Annotated in this window: 20 protein-coding genes; 19 read left to right on the top strand and 1 reads right to left on the bottom strand. The window is 31.4% G+C overall.

Translation table 11 applies throughout. The features are described 5' to 3' along the window. Window positions 1–13 precede the first annotated feature (13 nt). From kdsA to asnS, 9 genes are all read left to right on the top strand, one after another. On the top strand, window positions 14–850 hold the full coding sequence (kdsA, locus tag KEC37_RS00535; RefSeq protein WP_223139194.1) for a 3-deoxy-8-phosphooctulonate synthase: 837 nt from the start codon (window positions 14–16) through the stop codon (window positions 848–850). 113 nt (window positions 851–963) lie between these two features. Continuing rightward, complete coding sequence (gene aroK, locus KEC37_RS00530; protein WP_223139672.1) at window positions 964–1485, top strand: shikimate kinase AroK; 522 nt, start codon at window positions 964–966, stop codon at window positions 1483–1485. Between the two features lie 84 nt (window positions 1486–1569). Continuing rightward, window positions 1570–2673, top strand: coding sequence for a 3-dehydroquinate synthase (gene aroB, locus KEC37_RS00525; protein ID WP_223139671.1), 1104 nt, complete (start codon window positions 1570–1572; stop codon window positions 2671–2673). Between the two features lie 24 nt (window positions 2674–2697). Next, on the top strand, window positions 2698–3384 hold the full coding sequence (gene rpe / locus KEC37_RS00520; RefSeq protein WP_223139670.1) for a ribulose-phosphate 3-epimerase: 687 nt from the start codon (window positions 2698–2700) through the stop codon (window positions 3382–3384). 114 nt (window positions 3385–3498) lie between these two features. Next, a complete protein-coding gene (gene trpS, locus KEC37_RS00515; RefSeq protein WP_223139669.1) occupies window positions 3499–4515 on the top strand; it encodes a tryptophan--tRNA ligase in 1017 nt (338 codons plus the stop codon). A 53-nt stretch (window positions 4516–4568) separates the two neighbouring features. Next, entirely contained in the window at window positions 4569–5612 is a 1044-nt protein-coding gene (locus KEC37_RS00510) for a rod shape-determining protein (RefSeq protein WP_223139668.1), read from the top strand. A gap of 15 nt (window positions 5613–5627) precedes the next feature. Further along, a complete protein-coding gene (gene mreC, locus KEC37_RS00505; protein ID WP_223139667.1) occupies window positions 5628–6554 on the top strand; it encodes a rod shape-determining protein MreC in 927 nt (308 codons plus the stop codon). A gap of 7 nt (window positions 6555–6561) precedes the next feature. Continuing rightward, window positions 6562–7068: a rod shape-determining protein MreD gene (mreD, locus tag KEC37_RS00500; RefSeq protein ID WP_223139189.1), complete on the top strand. Its 507-nt coding sequence runs from the start codon at window positions 6562–6564 to the stop codon at window positions 7066–7068. Between the two features lie 109 nt (window positions 7069–7177). Then, entirely contained in the window at window positions 7178–8581 is a 1404-nt protein-coding gene (gene asnS, locus KEC37_RS00495; RefSeq protein WP_223139666.1) for an asparagine--tRNA ligase, read from the top strand. A gap of 14 nt (window positions 8582–8595) precedes the next feature. On the opposite strand, the gene gpt is transcribed toward asnS, so the two are convergent. Beyond that, window positions 8596–9060 (bottom strand): xanthine phosphoribosyltransferase, encoded by a 465-nt coding sequence (gene gpt / locus KEC37_RS00490; protein ID WP_223138879.1) that lies wholly within the window; start codon window positions 9058–9060, stop codon window positions 8596–8598. Between the two features lie 269 nt (window positions 9061–9329). Here gpt and sdhC point away from each other — a divergent pair, with 269 nt between their 5' ends. From sdhC to KEC37_RS00440, 10 genes are read left to right on the top strand one after another with little or no spacing between them, the layout of a single operon-like run. Further along, complete coding sequence (sdhC, locus tag KEC37_RS00485; RefSeq protein WP_223139665.1) at window positions 9330–9719, top strand: succinate dehydrogenase, cytochrome b556 subunit; 390 nt, start codon at window positions 9330–9332, stop codon at window positions 9717–9719. A 4-nt stretch (window positions 9720–9723) separates the two neighbouring features. Further along, window positions 9724–10071: a succinate dehydrogenase, hydrophobic membrane anchor protein gene (gene sdhD / locus KEC37_RS00480; RefSeq protein WP_223139664.1), complete on the top strand. Its 348-nt coding sequence runs from the start codon at window positions 9724–9726 to the stop codon at window positions 10069–10071. A gap of 3 nt (window positions 10072–10074) precedes the next feature. After that, window positions 10075–11844, top strand: a complete 1770-nt coding sequence (gene sdhA / locus KEC37_RS00475; RefSeq protein WP_223138716.1) for a succinate dehydrogenase flavoprotein subunit — start codon at window positions 10075–10077, stop codon at window positions 11842–11844. Window positions 11845–11862: 18 nt separating this feature from the next. Further along, the gene (locus KEC37_RS00470) at window positions 11863–12591 is read left to right on the top strand and encodes a succinate dehydrogenase iron-sulfur subunit (RefSeq protein ID WP_223138715.1); all 729 of its coding nucleotides are present in this window, start codon (window positions 11863–11865) and stop codon (window positions 12589–12591) included. A 27-nt stretch (window positions 12592–12618) separates the two neighbouring features. Further along, complete coding sequence (locus tag KEC37_RS00465; protein WP_223139663.1) at window positions 12619–15375, top strand: 2-oxoglutarate dehydrogenase E1 component; 2757 nt, start codon at window positions 12619–12621, stop codon at window positions 15373–15375. An 18-nt stretch (window positions 15376–15393) separates the two neighbouring features. After that, window positions 15394–16617 (top strand): dihydrolipoyllysine-residue succinyltransferase, encoded by a 1224-nt coding sequence (gene sucB, locus KEC37_RS00460; protein ID WP_223139662.1) that lies wholly within the window; start codon window positions 15394–15396, stop codon window positions 16615–16617. A gap of 43 nt (window positions 16618–16660) precedes the next feature. Beyond that, window positions 16661–17830 carry an ADP-forming succinate--CoA ligase subunit beta gene (sucC, locus tag KEC37_RS00455; protein ID WP_223139661.1) on the top strand — a complete coding sequence of 390 codons (1170 nt, stop codon included), beginning with the start codon at window positions 16661–16663 and terminating at the stop codon, window positions 17828–17830. Continuing rightward, window positions 17830–18702 (top strand): succinate--CoA ligase subunit alpha, encoded by an 873-nt coding sequence (gene sucD / locus KEC37_RS00450; protein WP_223139660.1) that lies wholly within the window; start codon window positions 17830–17832, stop codon window positions 18700–18702. Before sucC ends, sucD begins: the two co-directional genes overlap by 1 nt. A gap of 17 nt (window positions 18703–18719) precedes the next feature. Then, a complete protein-coding gene (gene tolQ, locus KEC37_RS00445) occupies window positions 18720–19424 on the top strand; it encodes a protein TolQ (protein WP_223139659.1) in 705 nt (234 codons plus the stop codon). A gap of 2 nt (window positions 19425–19426) precedes the next feature. After that, window positions 19427–19864, top strand: a complete 438-nt coding sequence (locus KEC37_RS00440; RefSeq protein WP_223139658.1) for a biopolymer transporter ExbD — start codon at window positions 19427–19429, stop codon at window positions 19862–19864. Window positions 19865–19900: the final 36 nt, after the last annotated feature.

Below are 19900 nucleotides of genomic sequence, written 5' to 3'. Positions count from 1 at the left end.
AAAAAAACTTAATATGAAAAATAGAATTATTAATATTGGAAATATTAAAATTGCAAATAATCTTCCATTTGTTCTATTTGGTGGATTAAATGTATTGGAATCTCGTGATTTGGCAATACGTGTATGTGAACACTATATTAATATAACACAGAAGCTAAATATTCCTTATATATTTAAAGCTTCTTTTGATAAAGCTAATCGTTCTTCTATACATTCTTATAGAGGTCCTGGTTTAGAAAAAGGAATCCAGATATTTGAAGAACTTAAACATATATTTCAAGTCAAAATCATGACTGATGTACATGAAATCAATCAAATTCCATATTTGTCTAATATAGTAGATATTATTCAATTACCTGCTTTTCTAGCACGTCAGACAGATTTAATTACTGCTATGGCTCGTAGTAATATTGTTATTAATGTAAAGAAACCACAGTTTTTGAGTCCAGAACAAGTTGGAAATATAATAGAAAAATTTAGGTTATATGGTAATGATAAGGTGATTCTTTGCGAACGTGGAAGTATGTTTGGTTATAATAATTTAATTGTGGATATGTTAAGTTTTAATATAATGAAACAAGTATCAGGTGGATATCCCGTTATTTTTGATGTTACACATGCTTTACAAATTCGTAATACATTTGATGCTATTTCTGGAGGACGTCGAAATCAAGTCAATGAATTAGCACGATCAGGTATAGCTATAGGAATAGCAGGTATTTTTATTGAAGCTCATCCCAATCCAGATCTTGCAAAATGTGATGGTCCATCCGCATTACCTTTAAATAAATTAGAAGTATTATTAAATCAAATTAAAGCTATTGATGATTTAGTAAAAAACTTTATATAAATTATATACTTCTTAAGAAGTACTATGATATTTTCTTCTTATAAAGAAGAGCAATTTTTATTAAGTTGCTTTAATAGTCATCATCATTCATTTAATTATTAATCAAATAAAATATGGTAGAAAAACGTAATATATTTCTTATTGGACCCATGGGTGCTGGAAAAAGTACTATAGGCCGACAATTATCCTATCAATTAAATATGGAGTTTTTTGATTCCGATCATGAAATTGAAAAACGTACTGGAGCAGATATAAGTTGGGTATTTGATGTAGAAGGCGAAGAGGGTTTTCGTGATAGGGAAGAAAAAATAATAGACGAAATTACAAAAAAACAAGGTATTATATTAGCTACTGGGGGAGGTTCGATAAAATCACGGGAAACGAGAAATCGATTATGTGCTAGAGGAATAGTAGTATATCTTAGAACAACTATAGAAAAACAATTATTAAGAACTCATCTAGATAAAAAACGTCCACTATTACAAGTGGCGACATCTTCACGTGTTGTATTGGAAAATCTTGCGAAAGAGCGTATTCCTATGTATGAAGAAATTGCAGATATTACGGTCTGTACAGATGATAGTAGTGTAAAATTTATTGTTAATCAGATAATTATACTTCTTGAAAAAAAGTAAATCAAATTTGGTTTAGATAAATCATTACTAACAAGATATTTAACTATAAATAATTAATTGGTAATAGGGAGTGATATCACTTTTATGGTGAAAATTATAGTCAAATTGAAATCAAAAAGCTATCCGATTCTTATCGAATCGGGTTTAATTTATGATCCAAAAGCTTGGCCATTGTATGATAGTGATAGAGTAATGTTAGTTACTAATACTTCTATAGCATCATTATATTTAAATAAATTGATAAAAAGCTTTAATTTAGCAAATATCAATGTAGATACTATAATTTTACCAGATGGTGAACAATATAAATCTCTATCGATACTGAATCGAATTTTTACTTTATTAATAAAAAAATCTTATGGTAGAGATGCAATATTAATTGCTTTTGGTGGAGGTGTAATAGGAGATTTAGTGGGTTTCGCCGCAGCAAGTTATCAAAGAGGGATACGTTTTATTCAAGTTCCTACTACTCTTTTAGCTCAAGTTGATGCGGCAATTGGAGGAAAAACTGCAGTAAATCATAAACTTGGAAAAAATATGATTGGTGCTTTTCATCAACCTATTTCAGTAATAGTTGATTTAAACTGTCTTCATACCTTATCGAAAAGACAATTTTATTCAGGTTTAGCAGAAATTATAAAGTATGGAATTATTTTAGATGGTGATTTTTTCAATTGGCTTGAAAATAATTTAGATTTACTTCTTACTTTAGATTTAAAAGCTTTAATGTATTGTGTTCCTTATTGTTGTCAATTGAAATCCAATATTGTTACTCATGACGAATATGATCAGAATTCACGTGTTTTACTCAATCTTGGTCATACTTATGGACATGCTATTGAATCTTATACGAACTATCTTAGTTGGTTACATGGAGAAGCTATATCAGTAGGAATGATGATGGCGGCACGTACCTCCTATTATTTAGGATATTTAAAGAAAGAAGATATGGACAGAATTCAAACTCTTCTTTTGCGTGCTCATTTACCTATTGTGGGACCTAAAGATATGTCTCCAAGTGATTATTTATCATATATGATTCATGATAAAAAAGTTATTTCTAATGATAAAAAATTACGTTTAGTACTTCCATTATCTATAGGAAATGCGGATGTTTTTTCTAATATAGAAAATAAAGTCATATTATCAGCTATCGAAGATAGTAATAGCGATAGCGTTACTATCTAATCTATAATGAATAGAAAAATTAATATGAGAATGATTCAAATAGCACCATCGATTTTATCGGCAAATTTTGCCAATTTAGGTTCAGATATTAATCAGGTAATATCTGCTGGTGCGGATATGATCCATTTTGATGTAATGGATAATCACTATGTACCTAATCTTACTATAGGTCCTCTTGTCCTTAAGTCTCTTCGTCATTATGGTATTACTCATCCAATTGATGTACATTTAATGGTAAAACCCGTAGATAATATGATTCGTAATTTTGCGGAAGCAGGTGCAAATTATATTTCTTTTCATCCCGAAGCCTCATTACATATCGATCGTTCTCTTCAATTAATTAAAGATTATGGTTGTAAAGCTGGACTTGCTTTAAATCCAGCGACCTCTCTTGATTGTTTAGAATATGTCATAGATAAGCTTGATATGATTTTAATTATGTTAGTTAATCCAGGGTTTAGTGGCCAACCATTTATTCCAAATATCTTAAAAAAAATTAAACAAACTAAATCCTTAATTAAGCAAACCAATCCTCGGATACTTTTATCAGTAGATGGAGGAATTAATATAAACAATATTGGATCTATAGCTCATGCTGGTGCCAATATTTTTGTTATTGGATCGGCTATTTTTAATCAAAAAAATTATCAATCTACAATAAAAAAAATGTTCTCTATTTTGAAAGAATATGCAGATACAGATTCTTATTAATTTTTTATTTAAAGAGACATTCATTGGTTAAGCAATACCAAATTGTAACTTGATAAAACTATTTGATAAGAGTAATGTAAAAATTTCCTTCTTTTTTTATTAATAAATAAAAATATGTTAAAAAATAAAAAATATACTGTATTTAGTGGGATGCAACCTTCTGGAGAGATAACAATTGGTAACTATATAGGTGCATTACGTCATTGGGAAATCATGCAAAATACTTATGATTGCATTTATAGTATCGTTGATTTACACGCTATTACGGTTAGACAGAATGCAGATATATTAAAAAAAACCTCTCTTGATATACTAGCCATATATCTTGCTTGTGGCATTGATCCTAATAAAAGTATAATATTTCTTCAATCTCATGTTCCAGAACACAGTCAATTATGTTGGTTACTAAATTGTTATACATATTTTGGTGAATTAAATCGTATGACCCAATTTAAGAATAAATCATTACATTATACTGATAATATTAATGTGGGTTTATTTAATTATCCAGTGTTAATGGCGGCTGATATTCTTCTCTATCAGACCAATAAAGTCCCAGTGGGGGAGGATCAAAGACAACATTTAGAGTTGAGTTGTAATATTGCTAAAAGGTTTAATACTTTATATGGTAAGGTTTTTACCATACCTGAATCCTATATACCCCAAACAGGTTGTCGTATTATGTCCTTGCTAAATCCATATAAAAAAATGTCTAAATCAGATACGGATTCTCATAATAGAATTGGTCTTCTAGATCATCCAGATTTAGTTAGAAAAAAAATTCTACGTGCAATAACGGATTCAGATAAACCTCCTGTAATACGATATGATCCAATTTATAAGCCTGGTGTATCTAATTTATTAAGTATTCTTTCTGGATTTAGTGGGACATCTATAGAATGTTTAGAATTGACTTTTCAAGGAAAAGTCTATAGCCAGCTTAAGCAAGTGGTATCTGATGCGGTTTTAACCGTACTAATTCGTTTACAACAGCGTTATTTTAGATTAAGGTCAGATGAAACTTATCTCAAACAGATATTGAGTAAAGGAGCAGAACAGGCTAAAGTAAGAGCACAAACTACTTTAGAAAAGGTATATAATGTAATTGGGTTTCTTCAACCTGAAAAATAAATTCATTAGTTATTATTATTTTTTCTTTATTTTGAGGTAAATCGTTACCAACTATGTTTAAAAAAATCCGTGGTGTATTTTCCAATGATTTATCTATTGATCTAGGAACTGCTAACACTCTTATTTATGTAAAAGGTCAAGGTATTGTTTTAAATGAACCTTCTGTTGTTGCTATTCGTCAAGATAGTTCGGGATCTGCAAAAAGTGTTGCCGCTGTTGGTTATGGAGCTAAACAAATGTTAGGTCGTACACCGGGAAATATTGCCGCTATACGACCAATGAAAGATGGTGTAATTGCTGATTTTTTTATCACTGAAAAAATGTTACAACATTTTATTAAACAAGTACATAGTAATAGTTTTATGCGACCCAGTCCACGTGTATTAGTGTGTGTTCCAGTTGGAGCCACACAAGTAGAACGTCGTGCGATCAAAGAATCGGCGCAAGGTGCTGGAGCACGTGAGGTATTTTTAATAGAAGAACCAATGGCTGCTGCTATTGGTGCGGGATTACCTGTATCTGAAGCGACAGGCTCAATGGTAGTAGATATAGGGGGGGGAACAACTGAAGTAGCTGTCATTTCCCTCAATGGTGTGGTATATTCTTCATCTGTTAGAATTGGTGGTGATCGTTTTGATGAAGCTATTATTAATTATGTACGTAGAAACTATGGATCTTTAATTGGCGAAGCGACAGCAGAACGTATTAAACATACTATTGGTTCTGCTTATGCGGATGATAAAATTTGTGAGATAGAAGTAAGAGGTCGAAATTTAGCAGAAGGGGTACCGAGAGGTTTTACTTTAAATTCTAATGAAATATTAGAAGCACTTCAGGAACCCCTTAGTGGAATTGTGAGTGCAGTTATGGTTGCACTGGAACAAGCTCCTCCAGAATTAGCTTCTGATATTTCAGAAAGGGGGATGGTACTTACCGGAGGGGGTGCATTATTAAAAAATCTCGATCGATTACTTAACGAAGAAACGGGTATTCCTGTTCTTGTTGCAGAAGATCCATTAACTTGTGTCGCTCGGGGAGGAGGAAAAGCCATTGAAATGGTAGATATACATGGTGGTGATTTATTTAGTGAAGAATAAATAGGATTATATATTTTGTTTTTTCATATCCTCCCCTTCTTTCAAAGGAGACCTCTTTTTAATAAAGATTATTCATTACATCTAAAATTTTTTTTAGCTACTATAACTTCTATCTTAATAATCTTTCTAGATTCTCAATATGATACATTTCATCGTATTCGCTCACAATTTCATTGTATGATCAGTAAAATTTATTTTATAACAAATTATTCATATGAAAGATTTGAGGATATAAAAATAATTCTCAAAAATAGTCATGAAATTGTAAGAGAAAATCAAGCTTTAAAAAAAGCACTATTTATTAATATCAGTAATCAACTATTATTAAAATATTATAAAAGAGAAAATGATGTTTTAAAACAGTTATTAGGATCACCATTACGTTATAATGAAAAAAAAATTCTGACTAAAGTAATCTCGACTGACTTAAGTCCTTATCGTAGTCAAATACTGATTGATAAAGGATCCCAAGATGGAGTTTATATAGGTCAACCTGTAATAAACCATCAAGGAATAGTAGGACAAGTTATATCTACTACTAGCACTAGTAGTAGAGTGTTGCTTATTTGTGATGTATCTCATGCATTACCTATTCAAGTATTACGTAATAATATACGTATGATTATTACTGGAAGTGGATATGGTAAAGATTTTAAAATAGAATATTCTCCTTATATTAAAGATATTAAAGTTGGTGATATTTTTGTGACTTCTGGAGTAGGAGGGCGTTTCCCTGAAGGATATCCTGTAGCCGTGGTGTCTTCTATACAAATCGATACTAAACACAATCGTACAATTATCTATGCCAAGCCTACTGCATTATTACAAAATTTATATTATCTTTTATTACTTAATTATACGGATAATCCGCCATTATCGCCGGATGAAGTACACGATTTAGCGAAAAAAAGATTTATGCATATAATAAGCAATACTAATTGATTTTTTTATGAATAATCAATGTTGTTACTATCGTTGCAATGGGATAGTTTGGATATCTTTTTTTATTGCATTTATTTTACAAATTTTTCCTTTGTGGCCAAGTCAATTGAATTTATTTAAACCTTCTTGGATTAATTTAATATTAATTTACTGGATAATTACAATTCCTTCTCAATTTAATATTGGCATTGGTTTTATACTGGGATTAGCGATGGATATTTTATTAGATATCACTGTAGGAATACAGGGAATAGCGATGAGTTTATTGACTTATCTAATTATATTAAATATTCATTTCCTTCAGAGAATATCTATTTATTATCAAACATTAATTATTATGTTATTATTATTAATTACCAAAATCATTATATTTTTAATACTATATATGATCTCTACAATGAGATTTAGTTCTGAACTCTTTTTGGAAATTATTGGAGATGGATTGTTTTGGCCTGTTATTTTATATCTTATGAATAAGAGTTTATTCTTCTATATAAGGAGAAGAATAAACTAATAGGAAATATTTGTTTCCTATATATATACTCTAAAATTATTTACAACGAGTTTCTTTTTCTATTAATATAAGAAAATAATTTTTAAATATTTGAAGAGTAAAGCATAATATGAAGCTGGTTTCTGTATTTGAAGTATTACAAGGTAATATAATCCTAAATAGTCAAGTAATATTACGTGGATGGATACGCACACGACGAGACTCTAAATTAGGTATTTCATTTCTTCATATTTATGATGGTTCTTGTTTAGGATCGTTACAAGTTATAATACATAATACGTTACCCAACTATAAAGAAGAAGTTTTACATCTTACCACGGGTTGTTCTGTTTCAATTGTTGGAAAAATCGTTCAATCTCCATCTAGTGGTCAATCTTTTGAGCTAGTAGGAAACAATCTAACGGTATTGGGGTGGATTGAAGATCCTAATACATATCCGATTGCTGCTAAGCGTCATAATCTCTCTTATTTGAGAGAGGTAGCTCATTTACGTCCCCGTACTCATACAATAGGTGCAGTTACAAGAATACGTCATACTTTAGCATGGGCTATTCATCAATTCATGCATCAAAGAGGTTTTTTTTGGGTTTCAACTCCTGTTATTACCGCTGCTGATACAGAAGGAGTTGGCCATATGTTTAGAGTCTCCACTCTAGACTTAGAGAATCTTCCACGAAAAAAAAATGGAAAAATAGATTTCAAAGAAGATTTCTTTGGTAAAGAGGCATTTTTAACAGTTTCTGGACAACTTAATGGTGAAGCTTATGCTTGTGCTGTATCAAGAGTATATACTTTTGGTCCAACTTTTCGTGCGGAAAATTCTCATACCAAGCGACATTTATCTGAATTTTGGATGGTAGAACCGGAAGTAGCATTTGCTAATTTAGACGATATTGCAGAATTGGCGGAATGTATGCTTAAAGATATTTTTAAAGTTATTTTAGAAGAACGTTATGATGATATAGAATTTTTATCCCAAAGAAGTATGTCAAAAAATCTTATTAATCAGTTAGAGCAATGTATTTTATCTAAATTTATTAGAATAGATTATAATGAAGTTTCCGATATTTTACGTTATGCTCATGTGAAATTTGAAAAAAATTTTTATTGGGGTCAAGAATTGTCTTCGGAACATGAAAAGTATTTATTAGAGAAATATTTTCCTTCACCCATAATAATAAAAAATTATCCTAAAGAGATAAAAGCATTTTATATGCGTGTAAATGAGGATGATAAGACCGTTTCAGCATTAGATATATTATTTCCAGGAATAGGTGAAATTATTGGAGGATCACAACGTGAAGAACGTTTAGAGAAGTTAGATAAACGTTTGGATGCCTTAGGTATGAATAAAGAGAATTATTGGTGGTATCGTGATCTTAGAAAATATGGAACGGTACCTCATTCAGGATTTGGACTCGGTTTTGATCGATTAGTATCTTATGTTACTGGATTAAACAATATTCGTGATGTTATACCCTTCCCACGTACTCCTGGAAATATAAGTTTCTAGATATGATAACGTTATTATTCTCTTATTAATGGAGGTATAAAGGTAAACCCCATATCCCATGGTTGTTCTATCCAAGTATTTTGAGGAATATCAACAACATAATCATCAACGAATAAACGTCCAGAAGGTTTAGCAAAAAGAGTGACAAAATGTGCTTTTGGATATAGGGTACGGATGGCTTTAGCAGTGTTTCCAGTATCTACTAAATCATCTACTATAATATAACGATCTCCGTCTCCATCTGCACGTTTAATTATATCTATTTTTTTACGTTGTATATTGTAATCATAACTAGATATACAAACAGTATCGACATAACGTATAGCCAATTCTCTTGCTAAAAGAGCTCCAGGAACTAATCCACCTCTACTTACAGCTATAATCCTTTCCCACTTTTTTTGGGAATCAAGTAATCTCCTTGCTATAGTACGTGCATGATTTTGCAATGTATCCCAAGTAACTATATGTTTATTATCTATCATATAAATGGAATTGATCCTTTTTCATATTGGATTAAAAAAAAGAACAAACTCATTCAAATGAGTTCTATTCAATATAGATAGGATAGAATAATATATTATTAATATTTTATCTAAAAGTTATTTTTTACAATTAATGATAAATAATATAACTATAATTCTTACTATCTTGTCTCCTCTTTACTTTTTGTATAGACAGTATAGTCGAATTATATTATGGTATCCTATTATTTTTACGTTTTAATTAGGATTAATAATTAAATTTATTTATGAAGATACATAAAGAAAAAAATAGACCTATTAATTTAAATCTATGGACTATGCATTTTCCTATTACCGCAATAGTATCTATTTTACATAGGATATCTGGTATTATTATGTGCTTTTTTTTAGGCATTTTAATTTATATACTTTATTTATCTTTATCGTCTTATGACGGATTTCTTTATATAACCAATATATTAAACTACTTTACATGTAAAATTATTATCTGGTTAATAGCTAGTATTTATTTATATCATATAATAGGTGGAATACGTCATATTTTAATAGATATAGGATGGTTAGACGATACATTTTTATCTGGTAAAAGAACTGCATATCTTCTTTTATTATTAAGTCTAATATTGTCTATTGGTATTGGTATTTTTTTATGGTAAAAATATGTTCAAAAAGAATGAATCAGCATTAAAAATAAAAGGATCATATGAGTGGTTATTAATGCGTGTTACCGCTCTGATTATATGTGCTTATCTTCTCTATTTATTAATCTTTCTATCCAAAGGTGGAATTACTTATGAAGATTGGTATAGCTTTTTTTCTCTATCTATAACAAAAATTTTTACTTCATTTTCTATATTTGCTATAGTTCTACACGCTTGGATAGGTATGTGGCAAGTAATAACTGACTATATACAATCGGTATTACTACAAGTAATAATACAACTTCTATGGTTTATTGTTCTAATAATGTTACTATTTTGGGTAATCTTTCTAATGTGGAATGTGTAAGATATGAGTATTGCAATAAAAGAATTTGAAGCAATAGTAATCGGATCTGGGGGTTCGGGGATGCGAGCCGCTTTACAAATTTCTTTAATGGGATTTTCCTGTGCTTTAATTTCAAAAGTCTTTCCTACACGTTCTCATACGGTATCCGCACAAGGAGGTATTACTGTAGCCTTAGGTAATATACATCTAGATAATTGGGAATGGCATATGTATGATACTGTTAAAGGATCTGATTATTTAGGCGATCAAGATGCAATAGAATATATGTGTAAATCTGGTCGAGAAGCGATAGTAGAACTTGAACATATGGGTCTCCCTTTTTCACGTTTAGAAAATGGTCGTATTTATCAAAGACCATTTGGTGGACAATCGATTAATTATGGTGAAAAGCAAGCAGCTCGTACTGCTTCTGCAGCGGATAGAACTGGACATGCTTTATTACATACATTATATCAACAAAATTTAAAAAATCATACTATGATTTTTTCTGAGTGGTATGCTATTGATTTAGTAAAAAATCAGGATGGAGCGATCGTGGGATGTATTGCTCTATGTATTGAGACAGGAGAAGTTGTATATTTTAAAACGCGTGCGACTGTATTAGCAACAGGAGGAGCAGGTCGCATTTATCAATCTACTACAAATGCTCATATTAATACAGGTGATGGAATTGGGATGACTTTACGTGCGGGTATTCCGGTTCAAGATATGGAGATGTGGCAATTTCATCCAACTGGTATCGCAGGAGTTGGTATACTTATTACCGAAGGGTGTAGAGGTGAAGGAGGGTACTTACTTAATAATGAGAATGAAAGATTCATGGAACGTTATGCTCCTAATGCAAAAGATTTAGCAAGTCGTGACGTAGTTTCACGTTCTATCATGATAGAAATAAAAGAAGGTCGAGGCTATTATGATGATATTTTAGGATACTATGTCAAATTAAAGCTTGATCATTTAGGAAAGGAAATTTTAGAAAAACGTCTTCCAGGTATTTTAGAATTAGCTCGAAATTTTGCTCACGTAGATCCAGAAAAGGAAGCGATTCCTGTCATTCCTACTTGTCATTATATGATGGGAGGTATTCCTGTAAAATTGAGTGGTCAAGTTATTAATATTGATGACGAAGGAAAAGATCAAATAGTTCCTGGATTATTTGCAATAGGAGAGACAGCTTGTGTTTCAGTTCATGGTGCAAACAGATTAGGTGGAAATTCGCTTTTAGATTTAATCGTATTTGGTCGATCTGTTGGATATCATTTAAAAGAATCTTTAAGAGAACAAGGTTCTCTACGAGATGCCAGTCATGATGAAATTGAACGATCTTTAATACGATATAATCGTTGGAATAACAATCGTACTGGAGAAGATCCAGCGGTCATAAGAAAAGCATTACAAGCTTGTATGCAAAATCATTTTTCTGTTTTTAGAGAAGGAAGGATTATGGAAAAGGGTTTAGCTAAGTTAGAAGAAATTCGTGATAGAATTTCTTATGCTCGATTAGATGATAATTCGATGGCCTTTAATACGCAACGTATAGAATGTTTGGAATTAGATAATTTAATAGAGACCGCTTATGTAACGGCTTTATCTGCTCTTTTTCGTCAAGAAAGCCGAGGAGCGCATAGTCGTTTTGATTTTCCTGATAGAGATGATAATAATTGGCTTTGTCATTCTTTATACTTACCAATAAAAAAAGCAATGAAACGCAGAAAAGTTAATATGCAACCATTATTTCGTTCTGCTTTTCCTCCACATATACGCTCTTATTAACTTTTTCGAGAAGAAATAGTGAAAATTGAATTTTATATTTATCGATATAATCCTACTTCTGATAAGAGTCCTTATATGCAAAACTATACGATTAAGAATCGTCAGAAAGGGGATATGACGATATTAGATGCATTAATTCAAATTAAAGAACAACAAGATTCTAGTCTATCATTTCGTCGATCATGTCGTGAAGGAGTATGTGGATCGGATGGAATCAATATCAATGGTAAAAATGGACTAGCTTGTATTACTTCGCTTTCTTTTTTATATAAGAAAAAGAAGAAAATTATTCTACGACCTTTACCTGGGTTACCAGTCATACGTGATTTAGTAGTGGATATGACTCTTTTTTATCAACAATATGCAAAAATCAAGCCCTTTCTTATTAGAAAAGATCATACTGAAAATATCGATAAAGATAATAAAGAGTATTATCAATCTCCAGAAGATCGTGCGAAACTAGATGGATTATATGAATGTATTTTATGTGCCTGTTGTTCCGCTTCTTGTCCTTCATTCTGGTGGAATCCGGATAAATTTATTGGTCCTGCTGGATTATTAACTGCTTATCGTTTTTTATCTGATAATCGAGATACTGCTCATACTTTACGTTTAAAGGAGTTAAATAATGCCTTTAGCGTTTTTCGTTGTCATAGTATCATGAATTGTGTTAGTGTTTGTCCAAAAGGACTGAATCCAACTAAAGCTATCCATAATATTAAACGTAATCTAATACATAAAAATTAAATTGAATATCGTCAATAAAGGAGCATTATGCAAAATAGTACGAAAAACTGGTTAAATTCATTGTATCTATGTGGAATGAATGATGTTTATCTAGAAAATTTGTACGAAGATTACTTACGTAATCCTAATTCTATTGATAAAAGTTGGCAAACAATTTTTCAGCATTTTTCTTCTTGTGATTCTGAATTAGTCCAAATCCGTAGAAAAGAAATACCAGATTATCAAGATTATGATGATACACAAGCAAAAATTTTAAAAATGATTGAGGCCTTTCGTACGAAAGGCCATTTTAATGCAAAATTAGATCCATTAAATTTATGGAAAAAAAAGATTATTCCTGAGCTTGATCTTAGTTTTTATTCTTTAAGTGATTATGATTTAAAAAGAAAATTTTATTTTGAATTATTATGTTCTAAAAGTGATGGCATGAGCTTGGAAGAAATCTATCATTTTCTGAAAAAAACTTACTGTAGTTCAATTGGTATTGAATATATGCATCTTTTTCATGTGGAAGAAAAAGGATGGATTCAAAACTATATGGAATCTATTATGAACAATACTATTTTTTCCGTCGAAGAGAGCAAACTTTTTTTACAGGAATTAACTGCAGCAGAAGGAATAGAGCGATATTTATCTAATAAATTTCCGGGTGCTAAACGTTTTTCTTTAGAAGGAACGGATGTATTCATTCCTATGTTAAAAGATATAATACGGCATAGTAGTAAATATGGAACTCAAGAAATTGTAATGGGTATGGCACATAGAGGGAGATTAAATACATTAGTAAATGTCTTCGGAAAGAAAACTCAAGATTTATTTGATGAATTTTGGGGAAAAAAAATTGCTTATTCTATATCAGGAGATGTCAAATATCATCAAGGCTTTTCCTCCGATTTTGAAACGAAGAATGGAGTAGTGCATTTATCATTAGCTTTTAATCCTTCTCATCTTGAAATAATTAGTCCTGTTGTTATGGGTTCTACAAAAGCACGTATTGATCGTTTAAATGAGGAAGATGAAAATAGTAAAGATAGTAGTAGTAAAGATTGCTTATCTATTATTTTACATGGAGATGCAGCTATTAGTGGACAAGGAGTAGTACAAGAAACCTTCAATATGTCCGGTCTTAAAAATTATGATATTGGTGGTACAATACATATTGTGATTAATAATCAAATCGGATTTACTACCTCTTATAATTACACACGTTCTACACATTACTGTACTGATATTACTAAAATGGTACAAATACCTATTATTCATGTCAATGCCGATGATTTAGAATCGGTTATTTTTACTGCTCGTATGGCAGTAGATTTTCGTAATACTTTTAAACGTGATGTCATCATTGATCTTATCTCTTATCGTCGACGCGGTCATAATGAATCCGATGATCCTAGTGTGACTCAACCCTTAATGTATAAAAAAATTAATACCCATTCAACTATACGCGAAATATATGCCAATAACTTAGAAAGTAGAGGAATACTGACCTCCTCTGAGACGATTGAAATGGTACATAAATTTAGGAATCTTTTAGATTCAGGAGAATCTGTTGTAGAAGAATATCGAAGACCTATAGATCGCCACGTTTGGACAAAGAATTATTCCAATAAACATATTTTAAATATAGAAAAACTCCAAGAATTAGCTATATTGACGGCCACTATACCTCCTACTCTCACAGTACATCCGCGAGTAGAAACGATATATAAAGATCGCATGGCTATGGCAAGATCGAATAAACCTTTTGATTGGGGAGGTGCAGAAATACTAGCTTATGCAACATTATTATATCAGGGTTTTCATATTCGTTTATCTGGAGAAGATACATCTCGTGGAACGTTTTTTCATCGTCATGCTGTAATACATGATCAAAATGATGGTTCTACTTATATCCCCCTTGCTCATATACGACAAGAAAAGCAAGGTTCTTTTAAGGTATTCGATTCCGTTCTTTCTGAAGAATCGACTTTAGCTTTTGAATATGGATATGCTATAACTAGACCAAATTCATTAGTAATTTGGGAAGCTCAGTTTGGAGATTTTGCTAATGGGGCTCAAGTAGTAATAGATCAATTTATTGCTTCTGGAGAACAAAAATGGGGCAGAATTTGTGGTTTAGTTCTTTTATTACCTCATGGTTATGACGGACAAGGTCCAGAACATTCTTCAGCTCGTTTAGAACGTTATCTTCAGTTATGTGCAGAACAGAATATGCAAATATGTATTCCTTCTACTCCTGCTCAATTTTATCATATACTAAGACGTCAAATATTGAGTTCTATTAGAAAGCCGCTTATTATATTTTCACCCAAATCTTTACTTCGTCATCCTTTATCTATTTCTTCTTTGGAGGAACTAGCAAATGGGAGATTTTATTCTGTAATTGATGATATTGATACTGCTGATACTAATAATATTAATCATATTATAATTTGTTCAGGTAAAATTTACTATGATCTTTTAGATAAAAAACGGAGAGATAGAAAAAATAATATAGCTATTATTCGAATAGAACAACTTTATCCCTATCCAGAACAATCAATAAAAGAAATAGTCGATAAATATTCTGCTGTTAAAAATTATACTTGGTGTCAAGAAGAACCGGAAAATCAAGGCGCATGGCACTATTTTAAAGATAGTTTTTTTAAAAAATTAAAATTAGACAAGAATCTAAAATATGTAGGTCGTTCTGCTTCCGCATCGCCTGCAGTTGGATATATATCTATACATAGGAAACAACAAGAACAAATAATTAATGATGCATTAAGTAATTTTTAAAGGATAAAATAAAGAAGAATGAGTACGATAGAAATTCTTGTCCCCGATTTGCCAGAATCGGTTACAGATGCCACCGTGGTAAATTGGTATAAAAAAGTGGGAGATTATATACAGCGTGATGAAATATTAGTTGAAATAGAAACTGATAAAGTCATATTAGAGGTCCCATCTCCGAATTCAGGTGTCTTGGAATCCATCTTAGAAGAAGAAGGAAAAATTGTGATATCCCGTCAGCTATTGGGAAGAATTTGTATTGATGAAAAAAATATTCAAGATATTCTGACTCCGAATGAGAAGGATGAGAAGAATGTGAATGTTGTTGTATCTTCTACTAAAGAAGAAATCAACGAGATATACTCCGCATTAAGTCCTTCTGCTCGTCGCCATAAACAATTTAAAGATATTGGACCGCTGCCTACTGATACTATGAGCTCTATAATAGAAGAAAATCAATCTCAAACATTTTCACACCAAGAGACGATTTCTCAAAAAGAACCGCAGCATGTTGTTAAAATTTCTTCTAGTAGTGATCCTAATCGTAATGTGCATAGAATTTCTATGAACCGCTTTCGAAAAAGGATTGCAGAACGTCTACTTCATGCTAAAAATAATATGGCCATGTTAACTACTTTTAATGAAGTAAATATGCAACCCATTATTAACTTTCGTAAAAAATATGGTGACATGTTTGAGAAACGTCATAATATTCGTCTTGGATTTATGTCCTTTTATGTTAAAGCTGTTATGGAAGCATTAAGACGTTATCCTGATGTAAATGCGGCTATTGATATGGATAAAGAAGAAATTATTTATTATGAATATTTTGATATTAGTATTGCTGTGTCTACCAATCGTGGATTAGTTACTCCTGTTTTGAGAAATGTGGAATCTTTAAATTTTGCTACAATTGAAAAAAAAATTAAAGATTTAGCTCTAAAAAGTAGAGAAGGGACTTTGAAAGTAGAAGAAATTATAGGTGGTAATTTTACTATTACTAATGGTGGTGTATTTGGTTCATTAATGTCCACTCCAATTATTAATCCACCACAAACTGCTATACTGGGTATGCATGCGATTGTTGATCGTCCTGTTGCTGTAGATGGGCAAATAGTGATTTGTCCCATGATGTATCTAGCTCTTTCTTATGATCATCGTTTGATAGATGGAAAAGAATCAGTCAGTTTTTTATTAACAATAAAAGAAATATTAGAAGATCCTATACGGTTATTATTAGAAGTATAATAGAACATTAAATTCCAAAATAAAAATAAATGGATTGGTCAACATGAATTTACATGAATATCAAGCTAAATCGCTATTAGCTGAATTCGGATTAGCAATTCCAAGAGGATGTGTGTGTACAACACTTTCTGAAATTGAACAATCGACGTTTACAATTGGTCCAGCACCTTGGGTATTAAAATGTCAAGTTCATGCGGGAGGTCGAGGTAAGTATGGAGGTGTGGCAGTAGTACAATCTCGAAAAGAAGTGTCTATCTTTGCTGATAAATGGTTTAATAAAAGACTGGTTACTAATCAAACCGATTCACATGGACAACTAGTGAGTAAAATACTTATTGAACAGTTTACTCCCATTTCTCAATCCTTATATTTGGGTGTAATAATAGATAGTAAGTTGAGTCGTATAGTATTTATGGCTTCTTCTCAAGGTGGGATAGAAATAGAAGAAACGGTCAAGGAATCTCCTAACTTAATTTATAAAATTATATTAGACCCTTTGATAGGTCCTCAACCTTACCAAGGACGTCAATTGGCATTTGAAATAGGATTAAGTGGGAAACAGGTTACGATGTTTAGCGAATATTATATGCGATTAGCTAAGCTATTTATTAAATATGATTTATCTTTAGCAGAAATTAATCCATTAGTAATAACTAATACGGGAGACTTGATATGTTTAGATGGAAAAATGGTGGTTGAGAGTAATGCACTTTTTCGTCAAATTACTTTAAAGAATATGAAAGATGATAGTCAAGAAGATCCTCGTCAAGCGCAAGCTGTAAAATGGAATTTAAATTATGTTCCTTTAGATGGGAATATTGGTTGTATGGTAAATGGTGCGGGATTAGCTATGGCAACTATGGATATGATTAATCTATGTGGAGGAAAGCCTGCTAATTTTTTAGATGTGGGTGGTAATGCGAATAAAGAACAAATTACTGAAGCATGTAAAATTTTGCTCTCTGATAATACAGTACAAGCAATACTTATTAATATTTTTGGAGGGATTGTTCGTTGTGATATCATTGCGGAAGGAATTATTGATGCCGTCAATAAAATGGGAGTAAATATCCCTATTATTGTTCGTCTAGAAGGAAATCATGCTAAATTAGGTGAGGAGTATTTCACTCATAGTGGATTAAATGTTATTAATGCAACAAGTTTAATGGATGCGGCTAAAAAATCCGTTTTCGTAGTACAAGAGAAGAAATAATGTCAATTCTTATCAATAAAAATACGACTGTTATTTGTCAAGGTTTGACTGGAAAACAAGGAACCTTTCACTCTAAACAAGCTCTTTTATATGGTACTAAACTAGTAGGAGGGGTGACGCCTGGAAAGGGGGGAGAGGAACATATAGGACTACCTGTATTTAATACCGTACAATCAGCGGTTTATAAAACCGGTGCAAAGACGTCTGTCATTTATGTTCCTGCACCCTATGCTAAAGACTCTATTTTAGAGAGCATAGATTCGGGTATTACCTTAATAATTTGTATTACTGAAGGGATTCCTATTTTAGATATGTTGTTAATAAAATCTAAATTAGAAGAGAGTAATAATGTACGTTTAATTGGTCCAAATTGTCCAGGTATTATTACTCCAGGTGAATGTAAAATAGGGATTATGCCAGCATACGTTCATATTCCGGGTTCTATCGGTGTAATTTCTCGTTCTGGTACTTTGACGTATGAGGCGGTTAAACAGCTTACAGATTCGGGGTTCGGACAGTCTACATGTGTCGGTATTGGAGGGGATCCAATACTGGGTTCGAATTTTGTGGATATTCTTAAACTATTTGAAAAGGATCCCCAAACAAAGGCAATTTTATTAATTGGAGAAATTGGGGGGAGTGCCGAAGAAGAAGCGGCCGATTATATTAGTCATCATATAACGAAACCAGTCGTTGGCTATATTGCTGGTTTAACTGCACCTAGTGGTAAACGTATGGGACATGCTGGAGCAATTATTTCTTGTGGAAAAGGGACCGCTCAGGATAAATTAAAAGCTTTAGAACGCGCTGGTGTGAATATTGTCCATGATATAGAACAAATTGGGGAAATGTTTACGATGCTGTTAGCATAGATTTGAGTCACGAATTCATGAATATTTTTCAAATTTTTATTACATCCAGTTTGTTAGTAAAGGTCGTCTTATTAATATTATTATCTTCTTCTCTTTTATCATGGACTATTATAATTCAACGTCTTTGTCTTTTGAGATTTGCGTATATTGAAGTAGAAAAATTTAAAAAAAAATTTAGATTAAGTCAGAACTTAATAAGTCTTTATAAATCCATTTCTCCCCGTCAAGGAGAAATTATTGGTTTAGAGCTGATATTTTTTTCTGGTATAAAAGAATTTACGAAATTAAATCAGTTAAAAAACTGTAATATTCAGGATATAATAGAAGGTATGTCTCGTGTAATGCGTATTTGTATTAATAAAGAATTAAACATACTAGATAATCATCTTATTTTTCTGGGTATTATTAGTTCTATTAGTCCTTATATTGGATTATTTGGAACTGTTTGGGGAATTCTCAATGCTATTCTCAGTCTTGACGAATCTCGTCAGACTACATTACATACTATAGCTCCTGCTATATCTGAATCATTAATTACTACAGCTATTGGATTATTTGCCGCCATACCTGCTGCTATATTTTTTAATTATTTAAACTGGAAAATAAATAAATTAGAACAAGTTTATACTATTTTTATGGAAGAATCGGTTGCTATTTTACAGTCACAAATTCTTGCAATGTGTAAGAATGACTTTACTCTTACCAATGAAAAGAAAGACTGAATATGATAAAAAGAGTCAATCATAATGTCGTCAAAAGAGATATTAAAGATGAAATTAATATGGTCCCTTTTCTTGATATATTACTAGTAATTATGTTACTCTTTATGTTGACGGCTGTTCCTTTCTTTCAAAAATTCGATGTAAATTTACCTCATTCCACTGTTCATTCCGAATCGATTGTTAGTAAAAATAATGTCATTATTATTGAGGTATATAAACCGAATTTTTATAATATTTCTGTTAACCAGAAAAAAATTAAAGGATTAAATACAGCATCTATGAAACAAGAGATATATAATAGAATGAAAGATGATGCAAATCTATGTTGTATTTTAGGAGGAGAGAAAGATATTCCTTATAGAGAAATCATTGTTGTTTTAAATATATTGAAAACAATAGGAGTACAATCAGTTGGTCTTCTGACAAAGCATACGAACTGATTTAGAATGTTAGAAAATGATTTTTTGCTCGATATA

It is taken from the genome of Candidatus Schneideria nysicola (assembly GCF_019923565.1).
In the GTDB taxonomy this organism is placed as follows: Bacteria; Pseudomonadota; Gammaproteobacteria; order Enterobacterales; family Enterobacteriaceae; genus Schneideria; species Schneideria nysicola.
This window is presented reverse-complemented; position numbering and strand designations above follow the sequence as displayed.

Excerpts from the sequence above, each read along its gene's own strand:
- kdsA (WP_223139194.1), top strand. The coding sequence starts at position 14 with ATGAAAAATAGAATTATTAATATTGGAAATATTAAAATTGCAAATAAT.
- aroK (WP_223139672.1), top strand. The coding sequence starts at position 964 with ATGGTAGAAAAACGTAATATATTTCTTATTGGACCCATGGGTGCTGGA.
- aroB (WP_223139671.1), top strand. The coding sequence starts at position 1,570 with ATGGTGAAAATTATAGTCAAATTGAAATCAAAAAGCTATCCGATTCTT.
- rpe (WP_223139670.1), top strand. The coding sequence starts at position 2,698 with ATGAGAATGATTCAAATAGCACCATCGATTTTATCGGCAAATTTTGCC.
- trpS (WP_223139669.1), top strand. The coding sequence starts at position 3,499 with ATGTTAAAAAATAAAAAATATACTGTATTTAGTGGGATGCAACCTTCT.
- KEC37_RS00510 (WP_223139668.1), top strand. The coding sequence starts at position 4,569 with ATGTTTAAAAAAATCCGTGGTGTATTTTCCAATGATTTATCTATTGAT.
- mreD (WP_223139189.1), top strand. The coding sequence starts at position 6,562 with ATGAATAATCAATGTTGTTACTATCGTTGCAATGGGATAGTTTGGATA.
- asnS (WP_223139666.1), top strand. The coding sequence starts at position 7,178 with ATGAAGCTGGTTTCTGTATTTGAAGTATTACAAGGTAATATAATCCTA.
- sdhC (WP_223139665.1), top strand. The coding sequence starts at position 9,330 with ATGAAGATACATAAAGAAAAAAATAGACCTATTAATTTAAATCTATGG.
- sdhD (WP_223139664.1), top strand. The coding sequence starts at position 9,724 with ATGTTCAAAAAGAATGAATCAGCATTAAAAATAAAAGGATCATATGAG.
- sdhA (WP_223138716.1), top strand. The coding sequence starts at position 10,075 with ATGAGTATTGCAATAAAAGAATTTGAAGCAATAGTAATCGGATCTGGG.
- KEC37_RS00465 (WP_223139663.1), top strand. The coding sequence starts at position 12,619 with ATGCAAAATAGTACGAAAAACTGGTTAAATTCATTGTATCTATGTGGA.
- sucB (WP_223139662.1), top strand. The coding sequence starts at position 15,394 with ATGAGTACGATAGAAATTCTTGTCCCCGATTTGCCAGAATCGGTTACA.
- sucC (WP_223139661.1), top strand. The coding sequence starts at position 16,661 with ATGAATTTACATGAATATCAAGCTAAATCGCTATTAGCTGAATTCGGA.
- sucD (WP_223139660.1), top strand. The coding sequence starts at position 17,830 with ATGTCAATTCTTATCAATAAAAATACGACTGTTATTTGTCAAGGTTTG.
- tolQ (WP_223139659.1), top strand. The coding sequence starts at position 18,720 with ATGAATATTTTTCAAATTTTTATTACATCCAGTTTGTTAGTAAAGGTC.
- KEC37_RS00440 (WP_223139658.1), top strand. The coding sequence starts at position 19,427 with ATGATAAAAAGAGTCAATCATAATGTCGTCAAAAGAGATATTAAAGAT.